20 protein-coding genes are annotated in these 17,623 nt (G+C 54.2%); 7 read left to right on the top strand and 13 right to left on the bottom strand.

Annotation, left to right across the window (positions count from 1 at the left end):
- The first annotated feature begins 2 nt into the window (after positions 1-2).
- Both WBJ47_RS06010 and WBJ47_RS06005 read left to right on the top strand, forming a co-directional pair.
- A complete protein-coding gene (locus tag WBJ47_RS06010) occupies positions 3-1,079 on the top strand; it encodes a malate/lactate/ureidoglycolate dehydrogenase (RefSeq protein ID WP_422245773.1) in 1,077 nt (358 codons plus the stop codon).
- Positions 1,080-1,130: 51 nt separating this feature from the next.
- Positions 1,131-2,801 carry a thiamine pyrophosphate-binding protein gene (locus WBJ47_RS06005; protein WP_422245772.1) on the top strand — a complete coding sequence of 557 codons (1,671 nt, stop codon included), beginning with the start codon at positions 1,131-1,133 and terminating at the stop codon, positions 2,799-2,801.
- Between the two features lie 6 nt (positions 2,802-2,807).
- On the opposite strand, the gene WBJ47_RS06000 is transcribed toward WBJ47_RS06005, so the two are convergent.
- The 8 genes from WBJ47_RS06000 to WBJ47_RS05965 all read right to left on the bottom strand — a co-directional run bounded on the left by WBJ47_RS06000 (position 2,808) and on the right by WBJ47_RS05965 (position 9,688).
- Positions 2,808-3,566, bottom strand: coding sequence for an SDR family NAD(P)-dependent oxidoreductase (locus WBJ47_RS06000; RefSeq protein ID WP_422245770.1), 759 nt, complete (start codon positions 3,564-3,566; stop codon positions 2,808-2,810).
- 56 nt (positions 3,567-3,622) lie between these two features.
- Positions 3,623-4,336 (bottom strand): ABC transporter ATP-binding protein, encoded by a 714-nt coding sequence (locus WBJ47_RS05995; RefSeq protein WP_422245768.1) that lies wholly within the window; start codon positions 4,334-4,336, stop codon positions 3,623-3,625.
- Positions 4,333-5,085 carry an ABC transporter ATP-binding protein gene (locus tag WBJ47_RS05990; RefSeq protein ID WP_422245767.1) on the bottom strand — a complete coding sequence of 251 codons (753 nt, stop codon included), beginning with the start codon at positions 5,083-5,085 and terminating at the stop codon, positions 4,333-4,335. The genes WBJ47_RS05995 and WBJ47_RS05990 overlap by 4 nt, the downstream gene beginning before the upstream one ends.
- The gene (locus WBJ47_RS05985) at positions 5,085-5,882 is read right to left on the bottom strand and encodes an SDR family NAD(P)-dependent oxidoreductase (protein WP_422245765.1); all 798 of its coding nucleotides are present in this window, start codon (positions 5,880-5,882) and stop codon (positions 5,085-5,087) included. Before WBJ47_RS05985 ends, WBJ47_RS05990 begins: the two co-directional genes overlap by 1 nt.
- The gene (locus tag WBJ47_RS05980; protein WP_422245764.1) at positions 5,879-6,847 is read right to left on the bottom strand and encodes a branched-chain amino acid ABC transporter permease; all 969 of its coding nucleotides are present in this window, start codon (positions 6,845-6,847) and stop codon (positions 5,879-5,881) included. Before WBJ47_RS05980 ends, WBJ47_RS05985 begins: the two co-directional genes overlap by 4 nt.
- Positions 6,847-7,749: a branched-chain amino acid ABC transporter permease gene (locus WBJ47_RS05975; protein WP_422245762.1), complete on the bottom strand. Its 903-nt coding sequence runs from the start codon at positions 7,747-7,749 to the stop codon at positions 6,847-6,849. The genes WBJ47_RS05980 and WBJ47_RS05975 overlap by 1 nt, the downstream gene beginning before the upstream one ends.
- A gap of 98 nt (positions 7,750-7,847) precedes the next feature.
- On the bottom strand, positions 7,848-9,122 hold the full coding sequence (locus WBJ47_RS05970) for an ABC transporter substrate-binding protein (protein WP_422245760.1): 1,275 nt from the start codon (positions 9,120-9,122) through the stop codon (positions 7,848-7,850).
- A gap of 182 nt (positions 9,123-9,304) precedes the next feature.
- Positions 9,305-9,688 (bottom strand): VOC family protein, encoded by a 384-nt coding sequence (locus tag WBJ47_RS05965; RefSeq protein ID WP_422245759.1) that lies wholly within the window; start codon positions 9,686-9,688, stop codon positions 9,305-9,307.
- A gap of 70 nt (positions 9,689-9,758) precedes the next feature.
- Here WBJ47_RS05965 and WBJ47_RS05960 point away from each other — a divergent pair, with 70 nt between their 5' ends.
- Positions 9,759-10,163 (top strand): MOSC N-terminal beta barrel domain-containing protein, encoded by a 405-nt coding sequence (locus WBJ47_RS05960; RefSeq protein ID WP_422245757.1) that lies wholly within the window; start codon positions 9,759-9,761, stop codon positions 10,161-10,163.
- A gap of 24 nt (positions 10,164-10,187) precedes the next feature.
- On the opposite strand, the gene WBJ47_RS05955 is transcribed toward WBJ47_RS05960, so the two are convergent.
- The 3 genes from WBJ47_RS05955 to rsmD are packed head-to-tail and all read right to left on the bottom strand — an operon-like array spanning position 10,188 to position 11,559.
- Positions 10,188-10,451 carry a YfhL family 4Fe-4S dicluster ferredoxin gene (locus WBJ47_RS05955; RefSeq protein ID WP_422245755.1) on the bottom strand — a complete coding sequence of 88 codons (264 nt, stop codon included), beginning with the start codon at positions 10,449-10,451 and terminating at the stop codon, positions 10,188-10,190.
- A 32-nt stretch (positions 10,452-10,483) separates the two neighbouring features.
- Complete coding sequence (gene coaD / locus WBJ47_RS05950; protein ID WP_422245754.1) at positions 10,484-10,996, bottom strand: pantetheine-phosphate adenylyltransferase; 513 nt, start codon at positions 10,994-10,996, stop codon at positions 10,484-10,486.
- Positions 10,993-11,559, bottom strand: coding sequence for a 16S rRNA (guanine(966)-N(2))-methyltransferase RsmD (gene rsmD, locus WBJ47_RS05945; RefSeq protein ID WP_422245831.1), 567 nt, complete (start codon positions 11,557-11,559; stop codon positions 10,993-10,995). Before rsmD ends, coaD begins: the two co-directional genes overlap by 4 nt.
- On the opposite strand from rsmD, the gene ftsY reads away from it, so the two are divergent.
- Complete coding sequence (gene ftsY, locus WBJ47_RS05940; protein WP_422245753.1) at positions 11,558-12,814, top strand: signal recognition particle-docking protein FtsY; 1,257 nt, start codon at positions 11,558-11,560, stop codon at positions 12,812-12,814. The two genes, rsmD and ftsY, sit on opposite strands and share 2 nt — an antisense overlap.
- Before the next feature lie 15 nt (positions 12,815-12,829).
- On the opposite strand, the gene WBJ47_RS05935 is transcribed toward ftsY, so the two are convergent.
- A complete protein-coding gene (locus tag WBJ47_RS05935; RefSeq protein ID WP_424585373.1) occupies positions 12,830-14,473 on the bottom strand; it encodes a CYTH and CHAD domain-containing protein in 1,644 nt (547 codons plus the stop codon).
- 32 nt (positions 14,474-14,505) lie between these two features.
- Positions 14,506-15,309 carry an HAD-IIB family hydrolase gene (locus WBJ47_RS05930; RefSeq protein WP_422243095.1) on the bottom strand — a complete coding sequence of 268 codons (804 nt, stop codon included), beginning with the start codon at positions 15,307-15,309 and terminating at the stop codon, positions 14,506-14,508.
- 132 nt (positions 15,310-15,441) lie between these two features.
- On the opposite strand from WBJ47_RS05930, the gene ribBA reads away from it, so the two are divergent.
- Genes ribBA through nusB form a run of 3 tightly spaced genes read left to right on the top strand, consistent with a single transcriptional unit; the run spans position 15,442 to position 17,609 of the window.
- Positions 15,442-16,617: a bifunctional 3,4-dihydroxy-2-butanone-4-phosphate synthase/GTP cyclohydrolase II gene (gene ribBA, locus WBJ47_RS05925; RefSeq protein WP_422243102.1), complete on the top strand. Its 1,176-nt coding sequence runs from the start codon at positions 15,442-15,444 to the stop codon at positions 16,615-16,617.
- Between the two features lie 10 nt (positions 16,618-16,627).
- Complete coding sequence (ribH, locus tag WBJ47_RS05920; protein WP_422243094.1) at positions 16,628-17,146, top strand: 6,7-dimethyl-8-ribityllumazine synthase; 519 nt, start codon at positions 16,628-16,630, stop codon at positions 17,144-17,146.
- The gene (gene nusB / locus WBJ47_RS05915; protein WP_422243093.1) at positions 17,118-17,609 is read left to right on the top strand and encodes a transcription antitermination factor NusB; all 492 of its coding nucleotides are present in this window, start codon (positions 17,118-17,120) and stop codon (positions 17,607-17,609) included. The genes ribH and nusB overlap by 29 nt, the downstream gene beginning before the upstream one ends.
- Positions 17,610-17,623: the final 14 nt, after the last annotated feature.

Here is a 17,623-nt window from a genome sequence, read left to right as displayed (position 1 = left end):
GAATGGCTCAGATGCATCTCATCCCCGTCGACCGCTTGCGCGCTGCAGTGCGGTATCTGGTGAAAGGTTTCGGCAGTGATGATCGAGAAATCGAACTCGTCACGGAAAATTTGATACAAGCCAACCTGACTGGTCACGATTCGCATGGCGTGGGGATTTTGCCGCGCTATGCCGAGGCGTATCTGGAAGGTAGCCTCAAGCCGAATGCCAAAATTCAGACACGGATGGACAACGGTTCCATGATCGGTTTGGACGGCGAATGTGGCTTTGGTCAGGCGATTGGTCATCAGGCCATGGAGTTGGGTATTGCGCGCGCCAAAGAGCACGGCAGCTGCATTTTGGCGCTCGGTAACTCGCACCATTTGTGCCGCATTGGCGCGTGGGCCGAGATGACCGTTGAGCAGGGCTTGATTTCGATTCATTTTGTGAATGTGATTTCCCGCCCGATCGTGGCACCCTTTGGTGGCGGTGATGCGCGGTTTGGGACCAACCCTTTTACTGTTGGTATTCCTGTGCCTGGTCAGGATCCCATCTTGCTAGACTTTGCGACCAGCGTGATTGCGCAGGGTAAGGCCCGTGTTGCGCTCAACAAAGGCGAGCAGTTACCAGAGGGCTACCTGATCGATAACGAAGGGCGTCCCACCACCGAGCCAGTTTTCGCGGTCAAGGCACCTCTCGGTGCGCTCTGTACCTTTGGTGAGCACAAAGGCTTTGGTCTGGCGCTGATTTGCGAAATCTTAGGAGGCGCGTTGGCGGGCGGTATGACGACGCAGTCCCCACCAGATGGTAAGCGCCGCATTATCAACGGTATGCTCTCGATTATTTTTGATCCGGCTAAGCTCGCTGATGGTTCTATTTTTGAACACGAGATGAAGGCATTTATTGATTGGGTCAAGGCTTCGCCGCCGCAGCCAGGTGGAGATCACGTCCGCATTGCTGGCGAGCCTGAGCGTGAAACACGCGCGCAGCGCTTGGCGCAAGGCGTGCCGGTTGACGAGACCACTTGGAACGAAATGCTGGAGACCGCGAAAAAACTCGGTTTGGATGCTGTGCAGTTACAAAAATTAGCGGGTCTGTAATCGCCTGTTAATAAATACAAATAGATGCATATGCATCACGGGGAGACAAAAATGACGATTCAAAAAATGACCGGCCGCCAGGCGTTTATCAAGCTCTTGCTCGATGAGGGTGTCACCCACTTGTTTGGTAACCCGGGGACCACTGAGCTGGCGATCATGGAGGCAGTGCCTCAGTTTCCCGAACTGACTTATGTGCTGGGTCTACAAGAGTCGATCGTCGTGGGCATGGCGGATGGTTTTGCGCGTGCATCCAATCAACTGGTCGCTTGTAATCTGCATTGTGCGCCTGGCTTAGGTCATGCGATGGGCGCGATTTATAACGCCAAGTTTTCTGGTTCTCCCTTGTTGATTACAGCGGGCCAGTACGAGGTCGGGTATGGGCTGCAAGAGCCGTTGTTGTATGAGCCGTTGGTGCCGATTGCTGCACCCTTGGTCAAATGGGCTTTTGAGGTCACACGCATTGAGGACTTGCCACGCGTGATCCGACGTGCCGCGAAAATCGCGCGCACCCCACCGATGGGTCCCGTGTTTATTAGCTTGCCAGGCTCCGTGCTCGATGAAGAAGCAGAGATCGAGTTTGGCTTCCCCACACTAGTAGATGCTGGCATGCGACCAAGTGATCGCGCACTCGAGGAGATCGCGCAAAAACTGTTGGCCGCGAAAAAGCCCGTTATGGTGGCGGGACGTGAAATCGCCAATGCCGATATGTTTGCCGAGGCGTGTGAATTAGCCGAGTTGCTCGGCGCTGCGGTGTATCAGGAGTCCGTGCCTTATAACGCGCGCTATCCCTCCTCGCATCCCACCTGTATGGGTGACCTGACACGTAACCAAAAGAAGGTTCGTCAGACGCTGGAGCAATACGATTTTCTGCTGTGCCTGGGCGCGGACCTCTTGCGTATGTCGCCGATGAGTACGGTCGAGCCTTTGCCGCCTGAAATGCCCGTGATGCACATCACTGAGCGTGAGTGGGAGCTTGGTAAAAATTACTCCACTGCCACCGCCGTGCGTGCGGATATCAAGGAAACGTTGCTAGCCTTGTTGCCTGTGCTGCGTCGGATGCGTACTGCTGAGCAAGCCAAACAGGCGCAAGCGCGACTGGCTGACCTTGCGACCCGTAACTGGTCGGCCAATCGTGCGAAAACACGCGCTGAGGTGGAGGCGAGTGCCACGACGACGCCGATTGATCAACGCTATCTCGTCAGCCAGATTGTGGATGCTTTGCCCAAGGACGTCATCGTGGTCGACGAAACTTTGACGGCTGCGCCTGCGATTTCGGCGATGTTGCCAATGGATAACCCTCAGGCCTATTACGGTTTGGCTAGTGGTGGCTTGGGCTTTGGAATGGCGGGTGCGGTGGGGGTGGCGCTTGCGCAGCCGACTCGGCCCGTGGTGGCGACCATTGGCGATGGCAGTGCGATGTATAGCATTCAGTCGCTCTGGACCGCCGCACATCTGAAGCTCAACATCACCTACGTCATCATCAACAATCGTAGCTACCGCATCATCAAAGAGCGTCTGCTCGCGATGCGTGGCACGGATGATTTCGTCGCGATGGATATGGATAACCCAGCGATTGATTTTGCGGGTGTGGCGAAAAGTATGGGCATGCCATCACAGGTCGTGACCGATCCGACTCAGCTTGCTGAGGTTCTTAAAACGGCGATGGCAAGCGGTGGCCCTAACCTCGTTGAGGTGATTGTCTCCAGAGGGTTTGGAGAGTAAAGCGCACTACCGCATCAGGGTGCCGCCATTGACATCCATGATGGCACCCGAGACAAAACCCGCTGCGGGCGAGCACAGATAGGTGAGTATGCCCGCGATTTCTTCGGGTTGTCCCATGCGCTTCATTGGATAGGCGTTTGCATCGTAGCCGTGGCCAGCGGTCATGCCAGTTTCGATCGGGCCTGGCGCGACGGCATTGACCGTCACGTGATGCGGTGCGGCTCTCTGTGCAAACCAACGGACTAGCGCATGGACGCCGCCCTTCGACGCAGAATAGTGTGGACCGGCACGCAGGCCCCCCGTCCAGCCTGCAATCGACCCACACAGCGCGATGCGACCGTGTTTGCGTTCCATCATTCCCGGCAGGATGGCGCGCACGAGATTGATCGGTCCTAAGACATTGACCTGCATGACTCGCATAAACTCGACATCATTCCAGCTCGGTGATAGCCAGTCATCATCGTAGGGACAGATGCCCGCGGTGTCTGCCAGCGCGCTAAAGGGGGCGTGTCGCGCGACGAGCGCTTCGACTTGTTCGCGTTGACTGACATCGCAGCCTTCGACGGTGACTTGTCCTGTGAGGGAGTGAGCAAGCTGCTCAAGAGCAGGTATATTTTTCTCGATGTCGGTCAATACCAGACGGGCTCCGAGCTGGTTGCAGAGTCTGGCGGTCGCTGCGCCAATGCCGCCCGCCGCGCCGGTGATGAGCATGTGTGTATTGGAGAGGTCAAAAGCTTGTAAAGCGTTTTCACGTGAAATATGCATGACCTCTCCGACGGTTAAGCTTGAATGAGCCTTGGCAAATATTGAAGACGCAGACGTCAGACAGACAAATAACGTTGCTTGATATCTGCGTTGTCGTTGAGCTCAGTAATCGTGCCAACAAACACATCCGTTCCTTTGTCGATCACGACAGCGCGGTCGGCAAGCCCCAGACAGAAATGCAGATTTTGCTCCGCCAGCACGATGGTTTTTCCCATCTCTCGCAGAGATTGAATCAGATCGCCAATTTTTTGCACCATGATTGGCGCGAGACCTTCGCTGGGCTCGTCGAGCAACAATACGTCCGGATTGCCCATCAAGGCGCGGCCAACAGTTAGCATTTGCTGTTCGCCGCCTGATAGCTGTCCACCCAGTCGCTCACGCAACGGCTTGAGCAAAGGCAGCATCTCGTATACGCGCTCAATGCTCCAGTCATCTTCGCCATTGGCGCCGCGTTTGATCGCGATATCTAGATTTTCTTCGACGGTGAGGTCTGGGAAAATTTGTCGATCTTCAGGGACATAGCCAATCCCTGCGCGCGCGATTAAGTGTGCAGGGCGACCCGTGATGGTTTTGTTATGCAGGGTAATCTGCCCGCTCTTGGCGGCGATCACACCCGCCACGGATTTCATCGTCGTGCTTTTGCCTGCACCATTGCGACCGAGCAACGCCAGCGTTTCACCTTTATGCACATCAAAAGACAGGTTAAAGAGTGCCTGACTTGTGCCGTAAAACACATTGACTTGCTCGACATTCAAGACCTGCTGACTCATGCGTGTGCCTCCCGAGGGGTGCCCAGATAGGCCTCAATGACGGCCGGATTATTGCGAATTTGTTCCGCATTGCCTTCGGCGAGAACCTTGCCGTAGGACAGCACATGGATGTGTTGAGAAATACGGAAAACAATTTCCATGTCGTGCTCGATCAACACAACAGTCAGGCCGCCTTTTTTCCAGAGGCCATATACCGTTTCAATCATTTGTTCGCGCTCCTCTGGACCCATGCCTGCGACGGGCTCATCGAGCAGCAAGACTTTGGGACGCAGAACAAGCGCCAGCGCCATATCCAAGAGCTTTTGATCACCGTGAGATAAATTGCCACTGACAACATTGGCCTTGGTATGCAAACCAAGCTGCTCCATCACTTCGTAGGCGCGGTCACGTGTTTGTTGCAGAGGAAAACGACCAACCATTTGCGCGGACTTTCCCAGCGGAGACATCAACGCGCCACGCAGAGACTCTTCGACAGTCAAGGTTTTGAAAAGCTTGGCGACCTGAAAGGCGCGACCAATTCCTTTGCGCACAATCTCGCTGCTGGGCTGTCCAGTGATGTCCTCACCATCCAGAATGATGCGTCCTGAGTCAGGGGCTAAGGCACCTGAAATCAAATTGAAAAATGTAGTTTTACCCGCACCGTTTGGTCCAATCACCGCACTCAGAGACTCTGTTTTGAAATGAATCGAAACATCTGAGGTCGCTACGACGCCACCAAAGGATTTGTGGAGATGTTCAATCTTGAGCATCAGCGCGCTCCGTCCGGATGTTTGTGACGGGGTTTTGGAACGCCGCCATAAGTTTGCCAAGTCGAGCCCGCCAGCCAACCGGCATCGACGGGCAGGTTGATACCCGTAATGGCTTTGGCAGCAGGGGACAATAAAAAGCCGACTGAGTCTGCAATCTCATCGGGTGTCACCATCCGACCCATTGCCGCTTGGGATGTGAGGTCCTCGGGATTTCGATCGTTGCGATCAATTGCAGCCTGCAAGGCCTCGGTAAGAACGTAACCGGGTGAGATGGCATTGACGCGCACGCCGGAGCGGCCCCACTCGGCAGCCAGACAGGCAGTCATCGCAGCGACGGCTGCTTTTGCCGGACCATAGGCGTGCAAAGGCGAGGAGCGTAAGGACGTGATCGAGGCGATGTTAATGATGGAGCCGCCGCCCAATTCGACCATGCGCGAACCATAGATCGCGCACGCCAGATAAGTGCCGCGTTGATCGATGTCCACCACGCGATCCCATTCAGTCATGGTGAGCAGATCGGGTGATAGACGATTCTGCAAAATACCGGCGCAGTTCACCAGCGCCGTCACGGGGCCGTGCTTGGCCTCGATCATGGCGGCGGTCTCTTTCATGCCCTCGTCGTCTGTGACGTTGCAGGCATAGGCGGTCACGCCCATGTCGCGCATTTTGCCCTCGTCCCATGTTCCGGGTAAATCAAGCGAGACTACGTGGTCGCCGCGTTTGGCAAGATGACGCACACAAGCCGCACCAATACCACTTGAACCACCGGTCACCACTGTGATGTTTGGCTTGCTCATGAACGTGCACCTCGTTTGAAAATGTACTGAAAAATTTGCACCACAAAATCTGTGATGCCACGCTTAAAGCCCAGCGCAAACAGCAATACGATGACGCCGAGTGCGAGACCGTGATACTCGGTCGTACGCGTGATGATGTCGTTAAACACCAACAGCAGACCCGCACCGACCAGTGGGCCGATAAAGGTATGCAGACCACCCATCATGATCATGAACACCGCTTCGCCTGACATGGTCCAGTAGCTGAACTCCGGATAGGCGCCTGACACAAACAATGCCATGATGACGCCGCCAATGCCGGCGAAGCAGCTTGCCAAAATGAAGGCATACAGACGAACACGCCAGACATCAATGCCGAGAAACTTGGCGCGATCCGCGTTGTCGCGCACCATCCTGAGCGTATAGCCAAAGGGCGATTGCAAGATGTAGCGCATGATAAATAGGCACAGGACCCCAATGATGCAGGAGAACCAATAGAGCGTCTGAGTGTCGGCCAGATTAATGCTGCCCCATACGCGCGGGATGCCACCCATCAAGCCTTGGTCGCCGCCTGTCAAAGACGTCCACGTAATGATGATGCTGTGAATCAGCATTTGGAAGGCGAGCGTCAAAAAGGAAAAGTAAATTTCCTTGAGTCGTACGCAAATCGCACCAATGACCAGACCGAGTAATGCGCAAAATACAATCGCGCCTAACAGTGCGACCGGTATCGATGCGCCCCCTTTTTGCATCAGCAGACCAAAGGCATACGCGCCGCCGCCAAAGAACATGGCATGCCCAAAAGACACCATGCCCCCATAACCCACCAGAATATTGAGGGAGGTTGCAAAGAGTCCGAAGGCCGCCAACCGAATCACAAAATCAAGTGCCACACGCCCGGGAGAGAAGAGGGGAATCGCGATCAAAATCGCTAAACCCGCGAGCGCGAGCAGGAGTTCTTTGTTGAAAGTGAGCTTGGAGTTCATCAGCGTGGCTCCTTGCCGAGCAAGCCACTAGGCTTGAGCACCAGAATGAGCGCCATTGCAAGGAACATAATGCCTTCGACAAAAAGTGGAAAGCCAATCGAGCCAAACGAACGCACCAGACCAATCAAGAGCGCACCGACCAACGCGCCACTCACCGAGCCCATGCCACCAATCACGGTCACGATGAAAGACTCAATCAGAATCGAAAAGCCCATGCCGGGCGACATTGAGCGTACGGGTGCCGCGAGCGCCCCCGCGAGGCCTGCGAGTGCTCCGCCAAACGCAAACACGCCTGCGTAAATCCACGTGGTGTTTAAACCAAGCACAGAGGTCATGGTCGGGTTGTGTGCCGCCGCGCGGACCACCTTACCGATACGCGTACGTGTCATGACGTACCACATCACCAGACCAATAAGTGCGGCCGCACCAATCATGAAAAGATAAAACACCGGGACGATTCCGCCTGCGATAAAGACTGGCGGCGCCTGGAAGGCCGCGGGCATGCCCATCGACTGGAACTCATGTCCCCAGATGATTTTGACCGCATCATCAAGAATCAAAATAAACGCATAACAAACTAGCAGTTGCAGCAACACGTCAGCGTTGTAAACCTTGCGCATAAAAAAGCGCTCAAAGAATATGCTAAAGAGTCCGACCCCCGCGCCCGCGATCACTGCGGCCAAAATATAACTGTCGGTGATGCGATAGGCGGATAGCGCGATATAGGCGCCGAGCATGTAAAGCGAACCATGCGCGAAATTGATGACCTTAAGCACCCCAAAGATCAGGGTCAGGCCAGCGGCCACGAGAAAGAGGAGTGAGCCCACAATCAGTCCGGTGCTGGTTTGGGTCACGATGCATGACAAAGAAGTCAGGCACTCATACAGGGCGGTGGGATCCAAGGATATCTCCGAGAGGTGCAGGCGAAGCGGGGTGTAGGCGACTGCGTCTTACCCAGGCATGGGTCAGACGCAGTGCCCTCAAACGTTTAGGCGACGGCTTATGCCCAGCCTTTACGCTTTTTCCATTCGGCTTCCAGCGCGTAGATCTGATCCCACTTGCCGTTGACTTGATTGGTCATGAACGGCTCTTTGTTCGTCAAGGAGCCGTAGCCGATTGCGTAGTTGACGACGGTGTTGTCTTCTGGACGCATCGTGAGTGTGCCATCCGCACCAAAGGGTGAGTCGATTTTCAGACCACGCATCGCTTCAGCAATTTTCTTGCCGTCAGCACTGTTCGCTTTTTTCATCGCAGCGGTCAAAAATCCGATACCTGCTGCGTTTTGCCAGGACCAGTTCAGTGCCAACTCTTTGAATTTGGCCCGGTAGGCATCAGACCACGCAGCGTTGGCGGCTGTGTCGGGGAAGCTACGCAGGTAGCGATTACCTGAGTGCATGTTCGGAGGTACGTTTTTGACGGCTGTGAGCACGGCATACTCGGCCAAGTTAGGCGAGAAGAATTGCTTGTCTTTAAACAAAGCATAAATGTTTGACTGGTCGATAAACGAGGTCATGTCACCACCCCACAAGCATGAGTAAACCGCTTGTGGTTTACCTTGCAACATGCGCGTGATGTTTTCGCTGTAGTCGGCCTGAAACAGTTTTGGCCAGACTTGACCGACGATTTCGATATTGTTGTTGAAATGCTTGAGGTATTCAAAATACTCAGCTGTGGTGTCGCGACCATATGCGTAGTCTGGTGAAATACTCATCCAACGTGTGAGTTTGAGTTTTTTAGCGATTTCGGCGCCATACGAGCCGCCTGCAATTGCGTCATGAATTCCCTGGCGCGCGCAGCGGAATGCTGTCGGGACACGCAGCTTTGGATCCGCAGTGAGTGAGGAGGTTTCTGAGCACGTGTGCACGACCAACACGCCGAGGTCTTTCGCGACCTCGTGCACAGCAAAAGCGCCAGAGGAGGCTTCTGCGTCCCACAAAATTTCGCAACCATCGCCTGTGACCAGTTCGCGTGCGACACGAGCGGCCTCTTGTGGCTGGCCCTTGGAGTCACGTACCACCATTTCGATCATGCGACCGTTCAAGCCACCAGCGGCATTAAATTTTTCGACTTCCATCGCGACGGCATTGCGCGAGGCGATACCAAGCATCGCGACACGACCAGACAGAATCGTCGGCATCCCAATGCGGATGGGTTTGTTCTGTGCCAGTGAAATCGCGGGCAAACCGAGTGCTGCAATGCCAGCAGTCGCGGCTGCGCCTTTTAGCAATTTACGACGTGATGCGCCGGCTGAACTTTGGGTGTACTTTGTGCTCATGTTGTCTCCAGATTTTTGAATCATTTTTATGTTTTATGACACTACGACTACTTTTTTTCTTTATAACGCACTATGACGATTAGCCCGAGTGCCTGTCAAGAAAGAGTTGAATGGGGTAAACCCGTAGGCGGCTTCGGTATGGCCTGAGGCAACGAACAAGCAGCTCGTTCATACGGGAGTCTTTATTCGAGGTAATTTGAAATTTCAATGAGGTTCTGATCGGGGTCTCGGAGATACACAGATAGTATTTTTCCTTTGGCCCCTGTGCGCTCAACAGGTCCGATTTCAACGGGCACGCCTGCTGCCGCAAGTTCTTGCAAGATCACAGAGACGGGCGTCGAGGCGATAAAGCACAAGTCTCCTGAGCCTGCGGTCGGACGTAAAGCCTTGGGATCGTAGGTGTTGTCGATTTGATGCAGATTGATTTTCTGTTGACCAAAGCCAAGCGCTTTGCGATCCCCTAAAAAGGTGATGATCTCAAAACCTAAAACTTTGGAATAAAAATCACAGGTTTTTTCAAGACTTGCGACAGTCAATACGAGATGATCAAGTCGGTCAATTTTCATTGTTGTGACTCCTTGTTGAGATAGACTAAAGTGTAAACAGGTTTAACCCTTTGAACGGATCACTAGAAATATGACTTCTGCTGCTGCATCGAACCCAGTTTTTTTTCCCGTGATGGGTTGTGCCGGCCTCGACCGTCGCCAAGCGGCTGACTACCATCAGCGCTGGTTTATCGTCGATGCGAACGGGCATTGGTTGAGTGCCGACAAGTGTGCGGCGCTCTCCACTGTTGTGACAGACATCAAGTTGGGCTCGCTAGTCTTGCGTGCGCCCGGGATGTTACGGATTGATATTCCACTCGATGTGATCGAGGACGATGATAGCGTCAAGCGTACTGTGCAAGTCGGCCAGCAGTCTGTCGTGGTGGTAGACGAAGGGGATGTGACGGCCACTTGGTTGGCCAACGTCACAGGACAGCCTTGCCGCTTAGTCAAGCTGCATCCAGAGGCTTCCCCGGTGCAGTGGCCTGCAGTTTAAAGAATTAAAAGCGCTAAAGAAGGCCTAGACTTTGGCAGCTTTAGCGCTTGTGAGCTTGTGGTACTTGACCATCAACGCGTCTTGTCCTTCCTTCCATTCAGGATGCAACTCAATACAGTCGACGGGACAGACAACTTTGCATTGAGGTTCATCGTGATGCCCCACGCATTCCGTACACGCATCAGGATTGATGATGTAAATCGACTCGCCCATGGAGATTGCATCATTGGGACATTGTGGTTCGCACACGTCGCAATTAATGCATTCTTCAGTAATCAGCAGGGCCATAGTGAGTCGGTATCCAAGTAGTCGTGTGAGACTTAGGTCTTGGTTGCAGCAGCGCTTTGTTCGCGTCTTTCTTTGGCTTTGGCTTGTAACCAGCGCTCAACCGACGGGAAAACAAACTTGCTGACATCGCCACCGAGCTCGGCAATCTCTCGCACAATCGTGCCAGAAATGAACTGGTATTGATCTGATGGCGTCATGAATAGTGTTTCGACCTCAGGTAAGAGATGGCGGTTCATTCCTGCCATTTGAAACTCGTACTCAAAGTCGGACACTGCACGCAGACCTCGCACAATCACGCGGCCTTCTTGTTCACGCACAAAGTCCTTGAGCAAACCCGCAAAGCTCGCGACCTTGACGTTTGGATAGTGACTCAAGACCTCGCGGGCGATTTCTACACGCTCGTCGACAGAGAAAAAAGGACTTTTTTTGCGGCTATGCGCCACGCCAATCACAACCTGGTCAAACAGGCCGGCGGCTCGGCGCACCAAATCCTCATGGCCGCGTGTCATAGGGTCGAATGTTCCGGGATAGATAGCAGTGATCATTTTTGCAGCGCAACAATTTGGAAGAGATGATAGTGTACGGCCCCTGCGCGATCTTGGCGCAATAACCTGTACGCGTCCGGTACAACAACCGGTTTTTCGGCCTCAATATAAACAAGACCGTTGGATTCCAACAAATCTGGCAAGAGAGGCCAGAGCGATTCTAGCCAGTTTTTGCCAAATGGGGGGTCAATGAAAATCAAGTCAAAGCGAGCGGCCTCGAGCCGACCTAGGACATGCGCGGCGTCACCTGCGTGAATCCTGACGGCTGTCGCACCTAGCTTGTCCCGTAGCGCGCGGAGTGCGGCGACAGCGCGAGGATGTTGTTCCACCATCTGGACGTGCGCAACGCCTCTGGATGCAGCCTCAAAGCCCAATGCACCACTGCCGGCAAACAAATCCAGCACGCGTTTATCGGAAAACTCGCCGCCCCAAAAATAATTTAGCCAGTTGAACAAAGTTTCACGTACCCGGTCGGGGGTGGGACGCAAACCTTCCGCATCGATCACCTCAATAGGGGTTCGACGAAACTGTCCGGCCACGATGCGAATATACTTCTTCACTATGTTTCGCTTCTTCAAGAAAAAACCAATCACACCTGAGTCTTCAGTCGAAGATCAGTCGCCCACGCTCGCCTCTCAAGAGGTGGAGCATAGCCCGGATCAAATTGCAGAAAAGGTGATCGTACCTGAGACTGCGGCTGAGGCTACGCCAGCGCTGTCACCACAAACACCGTTCAGGAGAAGTTCTTTCGCCGCGGCGTTAGGCGGCTCTGGCATCGCGACGCCCGAATCACTCTTGCCAGCTGTGCCGATCGAGCCAGTCGAAGTCATTCAACCGATTGAACAGATTGCACTAGTCGAACCGATCGAACCAGTCGAGCCCGTCATTCCAGAGCAAAATCAGGAAAAAAAGGCCTCTTGGCTGGCGAGGCTCAAGGGCGGACTGGCGAAAACAGGTCAAAGCATCGGCAGTTTGTTTGTCGGCGTGCGCGTGGATGAGGCGCTTTTCGAAGAGCTCGAAACGGCATTGATCATGGCTGACGCAGGTGTTGAGGCCACGGAGCAGCTGCTCACAGCCTTACGTTTACGCGTCAAGCGCGATCGGATCGAAGACGCAGAAGCGGTGCGTCAGGCGTTACGCGAAGTGTTGACCGAGCATTTAAAAGTCTTAGAAAAACCCTTTGATGTCGGTCGTGTCAAACCATTGGTCGTGATGATCACTGGTGTGAATGGCGCAGGAAAAACAACTTCAATCGGAAAGTTGGCGTTTGCGCTTCAGCATGAGGGCGCGCGCGTTCTCCTGGCAGCCGGGGATACCTTTCGAGCCGCGGCACGCCAACAGTTGATCGAGTGGGGCGTACGCAACAAGGTAGACGTGATTGCCCAAGAAGGCGCGGATCCTGCTGCGGTAGCTTTTGATGCCGTGCATGCGGGTCGTGCGCGTGGCATGGATGTTGTGATGGTGGACACCGCCGGTCGCTTGCCGACACAGCTTCATTTGATGGATGAGCTCAAGAAAATCCGGCGTGTGATTGCCAAGGCCGACCCGACTGCACCGCATGAAGTGTTACTGGTCGTGGACGGCAACTCAGGACAAAACGTCTTGGCGCAAATTCGCGCCTTTGATGCTGCGGTCGGACTCACCGGGCTCATTGTCACCAAGCTTGATGGCACAGCCAAAGGCGGCACGTTGGCTGCGGTGGCTGCGGGGAGTCAGGGCGTGCGTCCTGTGCCGGTTTACTGGATTGGTGTTGGTGAAAAAATCGAGGACCTGCAACCTTTCGTCGCAGCGGAGTTTGCGGCGGCTGTTGTCGGCTAAAGACACACTCTGGGCTTAGTCCCAGGGTAGCTTGGCCTTGGCGAGTCGACGAAAGGCCTTGGAGGCCGCATCGGTGAGAGTAGCTTGACGCGCCTGAATCCAGCCGCAAGCGAACCATGCTTGAGGCTGATCCATCTTGAGTGATTCAAAAAGCGGCAGCGCAACGTACAGATCGTTCATCTCACCCAAAATATCTTGCACAACGGCGAGCTGCTTTCTGTAAGGCTGCAGGTTTGCTGCGGGCAAAAGGTATTCGCAGAACTGAAGTGCGTAGCGCAATTTTTTACATTGTTTGCGTAACGCATGTTGCTGTTCAATGTTCAGGTTGCGAAAGGCCACACCATTTTGCACAATCCTGCGGTGCCACTTTTTGAGTTTTTTAATTAATAGAGGCTTAAGTGGTGGCTTTTGCGGGAGCGGTGGCGCATGAGGAAAGATAAAAACCTCGTCATGATCAGCATCACCGCGTGCAGATACTGACACTGGCGCAACCGGTTTAACCATCAAAGGCTCAGCCGGAATCGTACACAGCGCCAGCATGTCTAGAAGCCAGCGCTGAAAGCCCGCGCTCGCCACGAGCTGAGTGCCTGAGCTCTGGTGGGGTGAAACAGGCAGCACTAAGGGTGGCAGTCCGGCTGCAGCGATCGCGGGTAGGACAGATCCCTTTAGCACATCCTCATCCCGCGTTCCACCCAGATGCGAAAAATACTCTTTGATTTGCTCTCGGAGCTCAAGCGAGGGAAGCTGCGTCAGGCCATCAAAAAATGACCAGGCAGAGCGGAGTCTTCGAATCCCAACGCGCAATTGGTGGATGTGCTCAGGAGTGGCGGCCTGGCAAATCCCCGCCGTGTCGACTTCACACAACACCGCAGTATTGCGTACGATCTGTTCCAAACACTCTGCGGTCACCACGGCCAGCACTTGAGCGGAATCACGAAGCTTGACCGCACTCACTAAGGAGACAATCTCAGCGCCTCGCGGTTTCCAAAAATCTGCCACCCGTTGCGCCCGTAACGCAGCCTGCTGTTGGCGCGAGGCGTCATCGTGCGTTTCCATGTCTTCAACTGCATCAAGGGCTTGTGCCAATTGTGCCAATCGGTCGCCGCGCTCCGCTTTACTCCGAAAGTCGAGGATGAGACCGAATCTCTGTTGCCATGTCCGACCTACCTCAAAGACCGCTTCGAGATGGCCGCGTTTGAGTTCAAATTCCACCTCTGAAATGGGGAGTTCAAGTTTTCCTGCGCGCAACAAGCCGCGATCAAAGGCAAGTTCAACGACCCCAGAAGGCGTGCGTATATCACGCAGTTGCCGCAGCACATTTGTCTCGTAACACACCTGCAGAGGCTCCGACAGGTTAGACAAAATTTCGCCAGCAGGTGTGCCTGTATACACACTCAAATCCAGCGTGGCTTCAGGTCGATCTTGATTGATTTCAACACGAGACAAGCTGTGTTCGCCGGGCATTTTGAGTGTTTGTACCCATTGATTGCCCTCTAGGCGGAGCCTGAGGGCAATACGCGCCTGCACTAACGCCCGGCTTGGCGTGTCGAAATACAGAGCACGCAATTGAATCTGAGAGTATTTGGCGCGTTGTACGGCTTGCTCGACGCGTGATTGTGCTTCAACGGGCACATTGAGCTTGAGCTCTTGTTCTGACATCGTCACCCCTCTTAAAACTGCAGTCCGAGGGGTTATGTCAAACCTCTCGCTTTTAGCAAATATTGGGCCACTTCGACAAAACCCTCGCCACCTTTGGAAGGTGTCACAAACTTTGGCGGATGCTTTAACCGATGAAGCTGGCTTTCGATATTGGCCACACCAACCGAAAAGTCAAAAAACTCAAACATGGGCTCGTCATTGGGCGAGTCCCCGACAAAAAGCACCGAATCAAGCTGCTCATGTAGATCCAGTCCGCACTCTCGTGCAAACAGAGTCTTGGTCATGGACAGTTTGTCATATTGACCAAACCAGCCATTCACATGAATCGAACTCACTTTGGCTTGCGCACCAGCGAGTTGAAACAAGTTCACAATCCTTTGTACCTTAGGTTCGTCTAAAGGTGTGACATCTTCACAAAAATCGATCGCTAAATCCGCTTCTCGGTAGTTTTGATCACTTGCGAGCCCGCAACCGGGAACTTCGCGCAAGATTTGTGCAGAGAGATCATTTAATTTTTGGCGGTTAATTTGCCTTTGGCTTGTCTGTGCAAAGTAATGCGAGATCATTTTCTTGGCAAGATGATCGTAGTGCATATAAAAAGCACCATTTTCCCCGACCACTGCAAAAACGGGCCACATTCTGGCGATGTGATCGCACCAGCCCGCTGGTCGACCTGTGATGGGAATCACCACGATACCGGCAGCGGTTAGTTGTTCAAGTGCGGCGTAGGCGCGACTCGTGAGGCGTCCTTCTGTCGTAATCGTGTCGTCAATATCGCTCAAAACAAAGCGAATGTTGGCGGCTTGGGTGACAGAAAGGTCTTTGAGCGGTTGCATAGAAATATAAGCGCCAAGAGTTAAAAATAGAGCTTCAACGCGCTCAGAGCGGGTCAATGCAGGGATTCTAGGTGTGCTTTGATGCGAGGATTCTATAATAGGTGTTTACACGTGTCTCAGCATAACGCCACCATGTCTGCCAAACCTTCTTCCGCCCCATCGCTTGATACCGACCTTGCAGCCGCGATCTCTCCTGTCTCTGAGATTATTTCTGAGCTCAAAATGGGTCGCATGGTGATTTTGGTGGACGAGGAAGACCGCGAAAACGAAGGCGATCTGGTCATGGCCGCTGAGTTTGTCACGCCCGAAGCCATCAATTTTATGGTGACGCATGGCCGTGGCCTGGTGTGTCTGACACTCACCGAAGAGCGCTGCCGTCAGCTTGAGCTGCCCTTGATGTCCAATCGAAATGGGACACCCTATGGCACCAACTTTACTGTCTCGATCGAAGCCGCAGAGGGTGTAGAAACAGGTATTTCTGTCGCAGACCGCGCACGAACCGTCCGTGTGGCTGTGGCGCGCGACGCCAAAGCCACTGACTTGGTGCAGCCGGGTCATATTTTTCCGTTACAGGCTGTGGCGGGTGGCGTGCTGGTGCGCGCGGGCCATACCGAGGCCGGCTGCGATCTGACCGCCATGGCGGGTTTGACCCCTGCCGCGGTCATTTGTGAGATTTTGAAGCCCGATGGCACGATGGCGCGCCTCCCCGATCTGATTGATTACGGTCGGACGCACAATTTAAAAATCGGTACGATTGCCGATCTCATCCAATACCGCAATGAACACGAGTCGGTGATTGAGCGTGTCAGTGAGCGCCAGGTGCAAACCCCCTGGGGCGAATTTAAAATGATTGCTTACCGCGATACTGTGGCGGGTAACCCTCACTTGGCGCTGGTGCATGGACAAGTCGATCCAGGCCGCGAGACGCTTGTGCGCGTGCATGAGCCGACCTCCATACTTGACTTGATCGACGTTCAAAGTCCCGGACACAGCTGGGGTGTTGCCGAGGCACTGCGGGCAATTCGCGAAACCGAAGCCGGCGTGATGGTGTTTCTCAATTGTCAGGGCTCTTCAAGCCACCTTTTTGAACAAATGACGGCCTCGCAAAGCGATGCGCCAGTCCGCGTTAAACGTGAATCCGGCCGGATGGATCTGCGCACCTACGGAATGGGGGCACAAATTTTGCGTGACCTCAACGTCGGGCAGATGCGTTTGCTGGCGCGACCCAGAAAAATGCCAAGCATCATGCCTGGCTTTGGCCTCGACGTCACCGGTTACGATCACCAACCTCCCACCCGCAACACATAGGAAGCACATCATGAGCCCATATACCCTGACCCCTGACATGAATGGCGAGGGCCTGCATATCGGAATCGTTCGTGCCCGATTCAACGAAGACATCGGTCTGATCGAACTCGACGCTTGCTTGCAAGAACTTGAAAGCCTGGGTGTCGACGAGCGTGACATCATGGTAGTGACCGTGCCTGGCGCCCTCGAGCTCGGCGTCACTTTGGCACGCATGGCTGAAACATTTGAATTTGATGCGTTGATTGCTTTAGGTGCTGTCATCCGTGGTGAGACCTACCACTTTGAGATCGTCAGTAACGAAAGCGCCTCAGCCATTGCACGTGTGGCACTCGAAACAGGTATTCCTGTTGCAAATGGTGTGCTGACAACCGAAACGGATGAGCAAGCCGAAGCGCGTGCGGCTGATAAAGGCCGCGATTGCGCGCAGTGTGCAGTCGAAATGGCCAATCTGGTGGCGTCTCTTGAGCCCGAAGCAGACGAAGACGACGAAGAGGATGGTGATGTTGAACAAGCCCCAGCAAGACGATAACTCGCAGGCAATGCCACCCCGTAGTGCGCGTCGGCGCGCGCGCGAGCTGGCGTTGCAAGGCTTATATGCCTGGTTGGTGCGTGACACAGAAAGCCTTCAGGATGCAGGAGAAATCGAAGCGCATCTGCGTGACGAGGACGAGTTCGATCAAGCGGATGCCGTGTGGTTTCAAACCTTGCTGCATGGCGCGATGAGAGAGGCGCCTGAGTTGCGTGAAAAGTTTGCACCTTTTGTGGACCGCCCGCTTGCCGAACTTTCACCAATCGAGCATGGCATTTTGCTGATCGGTAGCTTTGAGCTGGTCCATCAAATTGATGTGCCTTATCGTGTTGCGATCAACGAAGCAGTCGAGCTCGCCAAGTCGTTTGGCGGGACTGATGGCTTTAAGTTCGTCAACGGCGTGCTCGACAAGCTGGCCGCTGAGGCTCGGTCGACCGAGGTTCGGGCAGCCGCCCGCCGCTAAGCGCACCTGCAAAC

Source organism: Zwartia sp., from assembly GCF_049655405.1.
Taxonomy (GTDB): Bacteria; Pseudomonadota; Gammaproteobacteria; order Burkholderiales; family Burkholderiaceae_B; genus Zwartia.
This window is presented reverse-complemented; position numbering and strand designations above follow the sequence as displayed.

Bases quoted from the DNA above. Each gene is read 5' to 3' on its own strand.
- WBJ47_RS06010 (WP_422245773.1), top strand. From the start codon at position 3: ATGGCTCAGATGCATCTCATCCCCGTCGACCGCTTGCGCGCTGCAGTG.
- WBJ47_RS06005 (WP_422245772.1), top strand. From the start codon at position 1,131: ATGACGATTCAAAAAATGACCGGCCGCCAGGCGTTTATCAAGCTCTTG.
- WBJ47_RS06000 (WP_422245770.1), bottom strand. From the start codon at position 3,566: ATGCATATTTCACGTGAAAACGCTTTACAAGCTTTTGACCTCTCCAAT.
- WBJ47_RS05995 (WP_422245768.1), bottom strand. From the start codon at position 4,336: ATGAGTCAGCAGGTCTTGAATGTCGAGCAAGTCAATGTGTTTTACGGC.
- WBJ47_RS05990 (WP_422245767.1), bottom strand. From the start codon at position 5,085: ATGCTCAAGATTGAACATCTCCACAAATCCTTTGGTGGCGTCGTAGCG.
- WBJ47_RS05985 (WP_422245765.1), bottom strand. From the start codon at position 5,882: ATGAGCAAGCCAAACATCACAGTGGTGACCGGTGGTTCAAGTGGTATT.
- WBJ47_RS05980 (WP_422245764.1), bottom strand. From the start codon at position 6,847: ATGAACTCCAAGCTCACTTTCAACAAAGAACTCCTGCTCGCGCTCGCG.
- WBJ47_RS05970 (WP_422245760.1), bottom strand. From the start codon at position 9,122: ATGAGCACAAAGTACACCCAAAGTTCAGCCGGCGCATCACGTCGTAAA.
- WBJ47_RS05965 (WP_422245759.1), bottom strand. From the start codon at position 9,688: ATGAAAATTGACCGACTTGATCATCTCGTATTGACTGTCGCAAGTCTT.
- WBJ47_RS05960 (WP_422245757.1), top strand. From the start codon at position 9,759: ATGACTTCTGCTGCTGCATCGAACCCAGTTTTTTTTCCCGTGATGGGT.
- WBJ47_RS05955 (WP_422245755.1), bottom strand. From the start codon at position 10,451: ATGGCCCTGCTGATTACTGAAGAATGCATTAATTGCGACGTGTGCGAA.
- coaD (WP_422245754.1), bottom strand. From the start codon at position 10,996: ATGATCACTGCTATCTATCCCGGAACATTCGACCCTATGACACGCGGC.
- ftsY (WP_422245753.1), top strand. From the start codon at position 11,558: ATGTTTCGCTTCTTCAAGAAAAAACCAATCACACCTGAGTCTTCAGTC.
- WBJ47_RS05935 (WP_424585373.1), bottom strand. From the start codon at position 14,473: ATGTCAGAACAAGAGCTCAAGCTCAATGTGCCCGTTGAAGCACAATCA.
- WBJ47_RS05930 (WP_422243095.1), bottom strand. From the start codon at position 15,309: ATGCAACCGCTCAAAGACCTTTCTGTCACCCAAGCCGCCAACATTCGC.
- ribBA (WP_422243102.1), top strand. From the start codon at position 15,442: ATGTCTGCCAAACCTTCTTCCGCCCCATCGCTTGATACCGACCTTGCA.
- ribH (WP_422243094.1), top strand. From the start codon at position 16,628: ATGAGCCCATATACCCTGACCCCTGACATGAATGGCGAGGGCCTGCAT.
- nusB (WP_422243093.1), top strand. From the start codon at position 17,118: ATGTTGAACAAGCCCCAGCAAGACGATAACTCGCAGGCAATGCCACCC.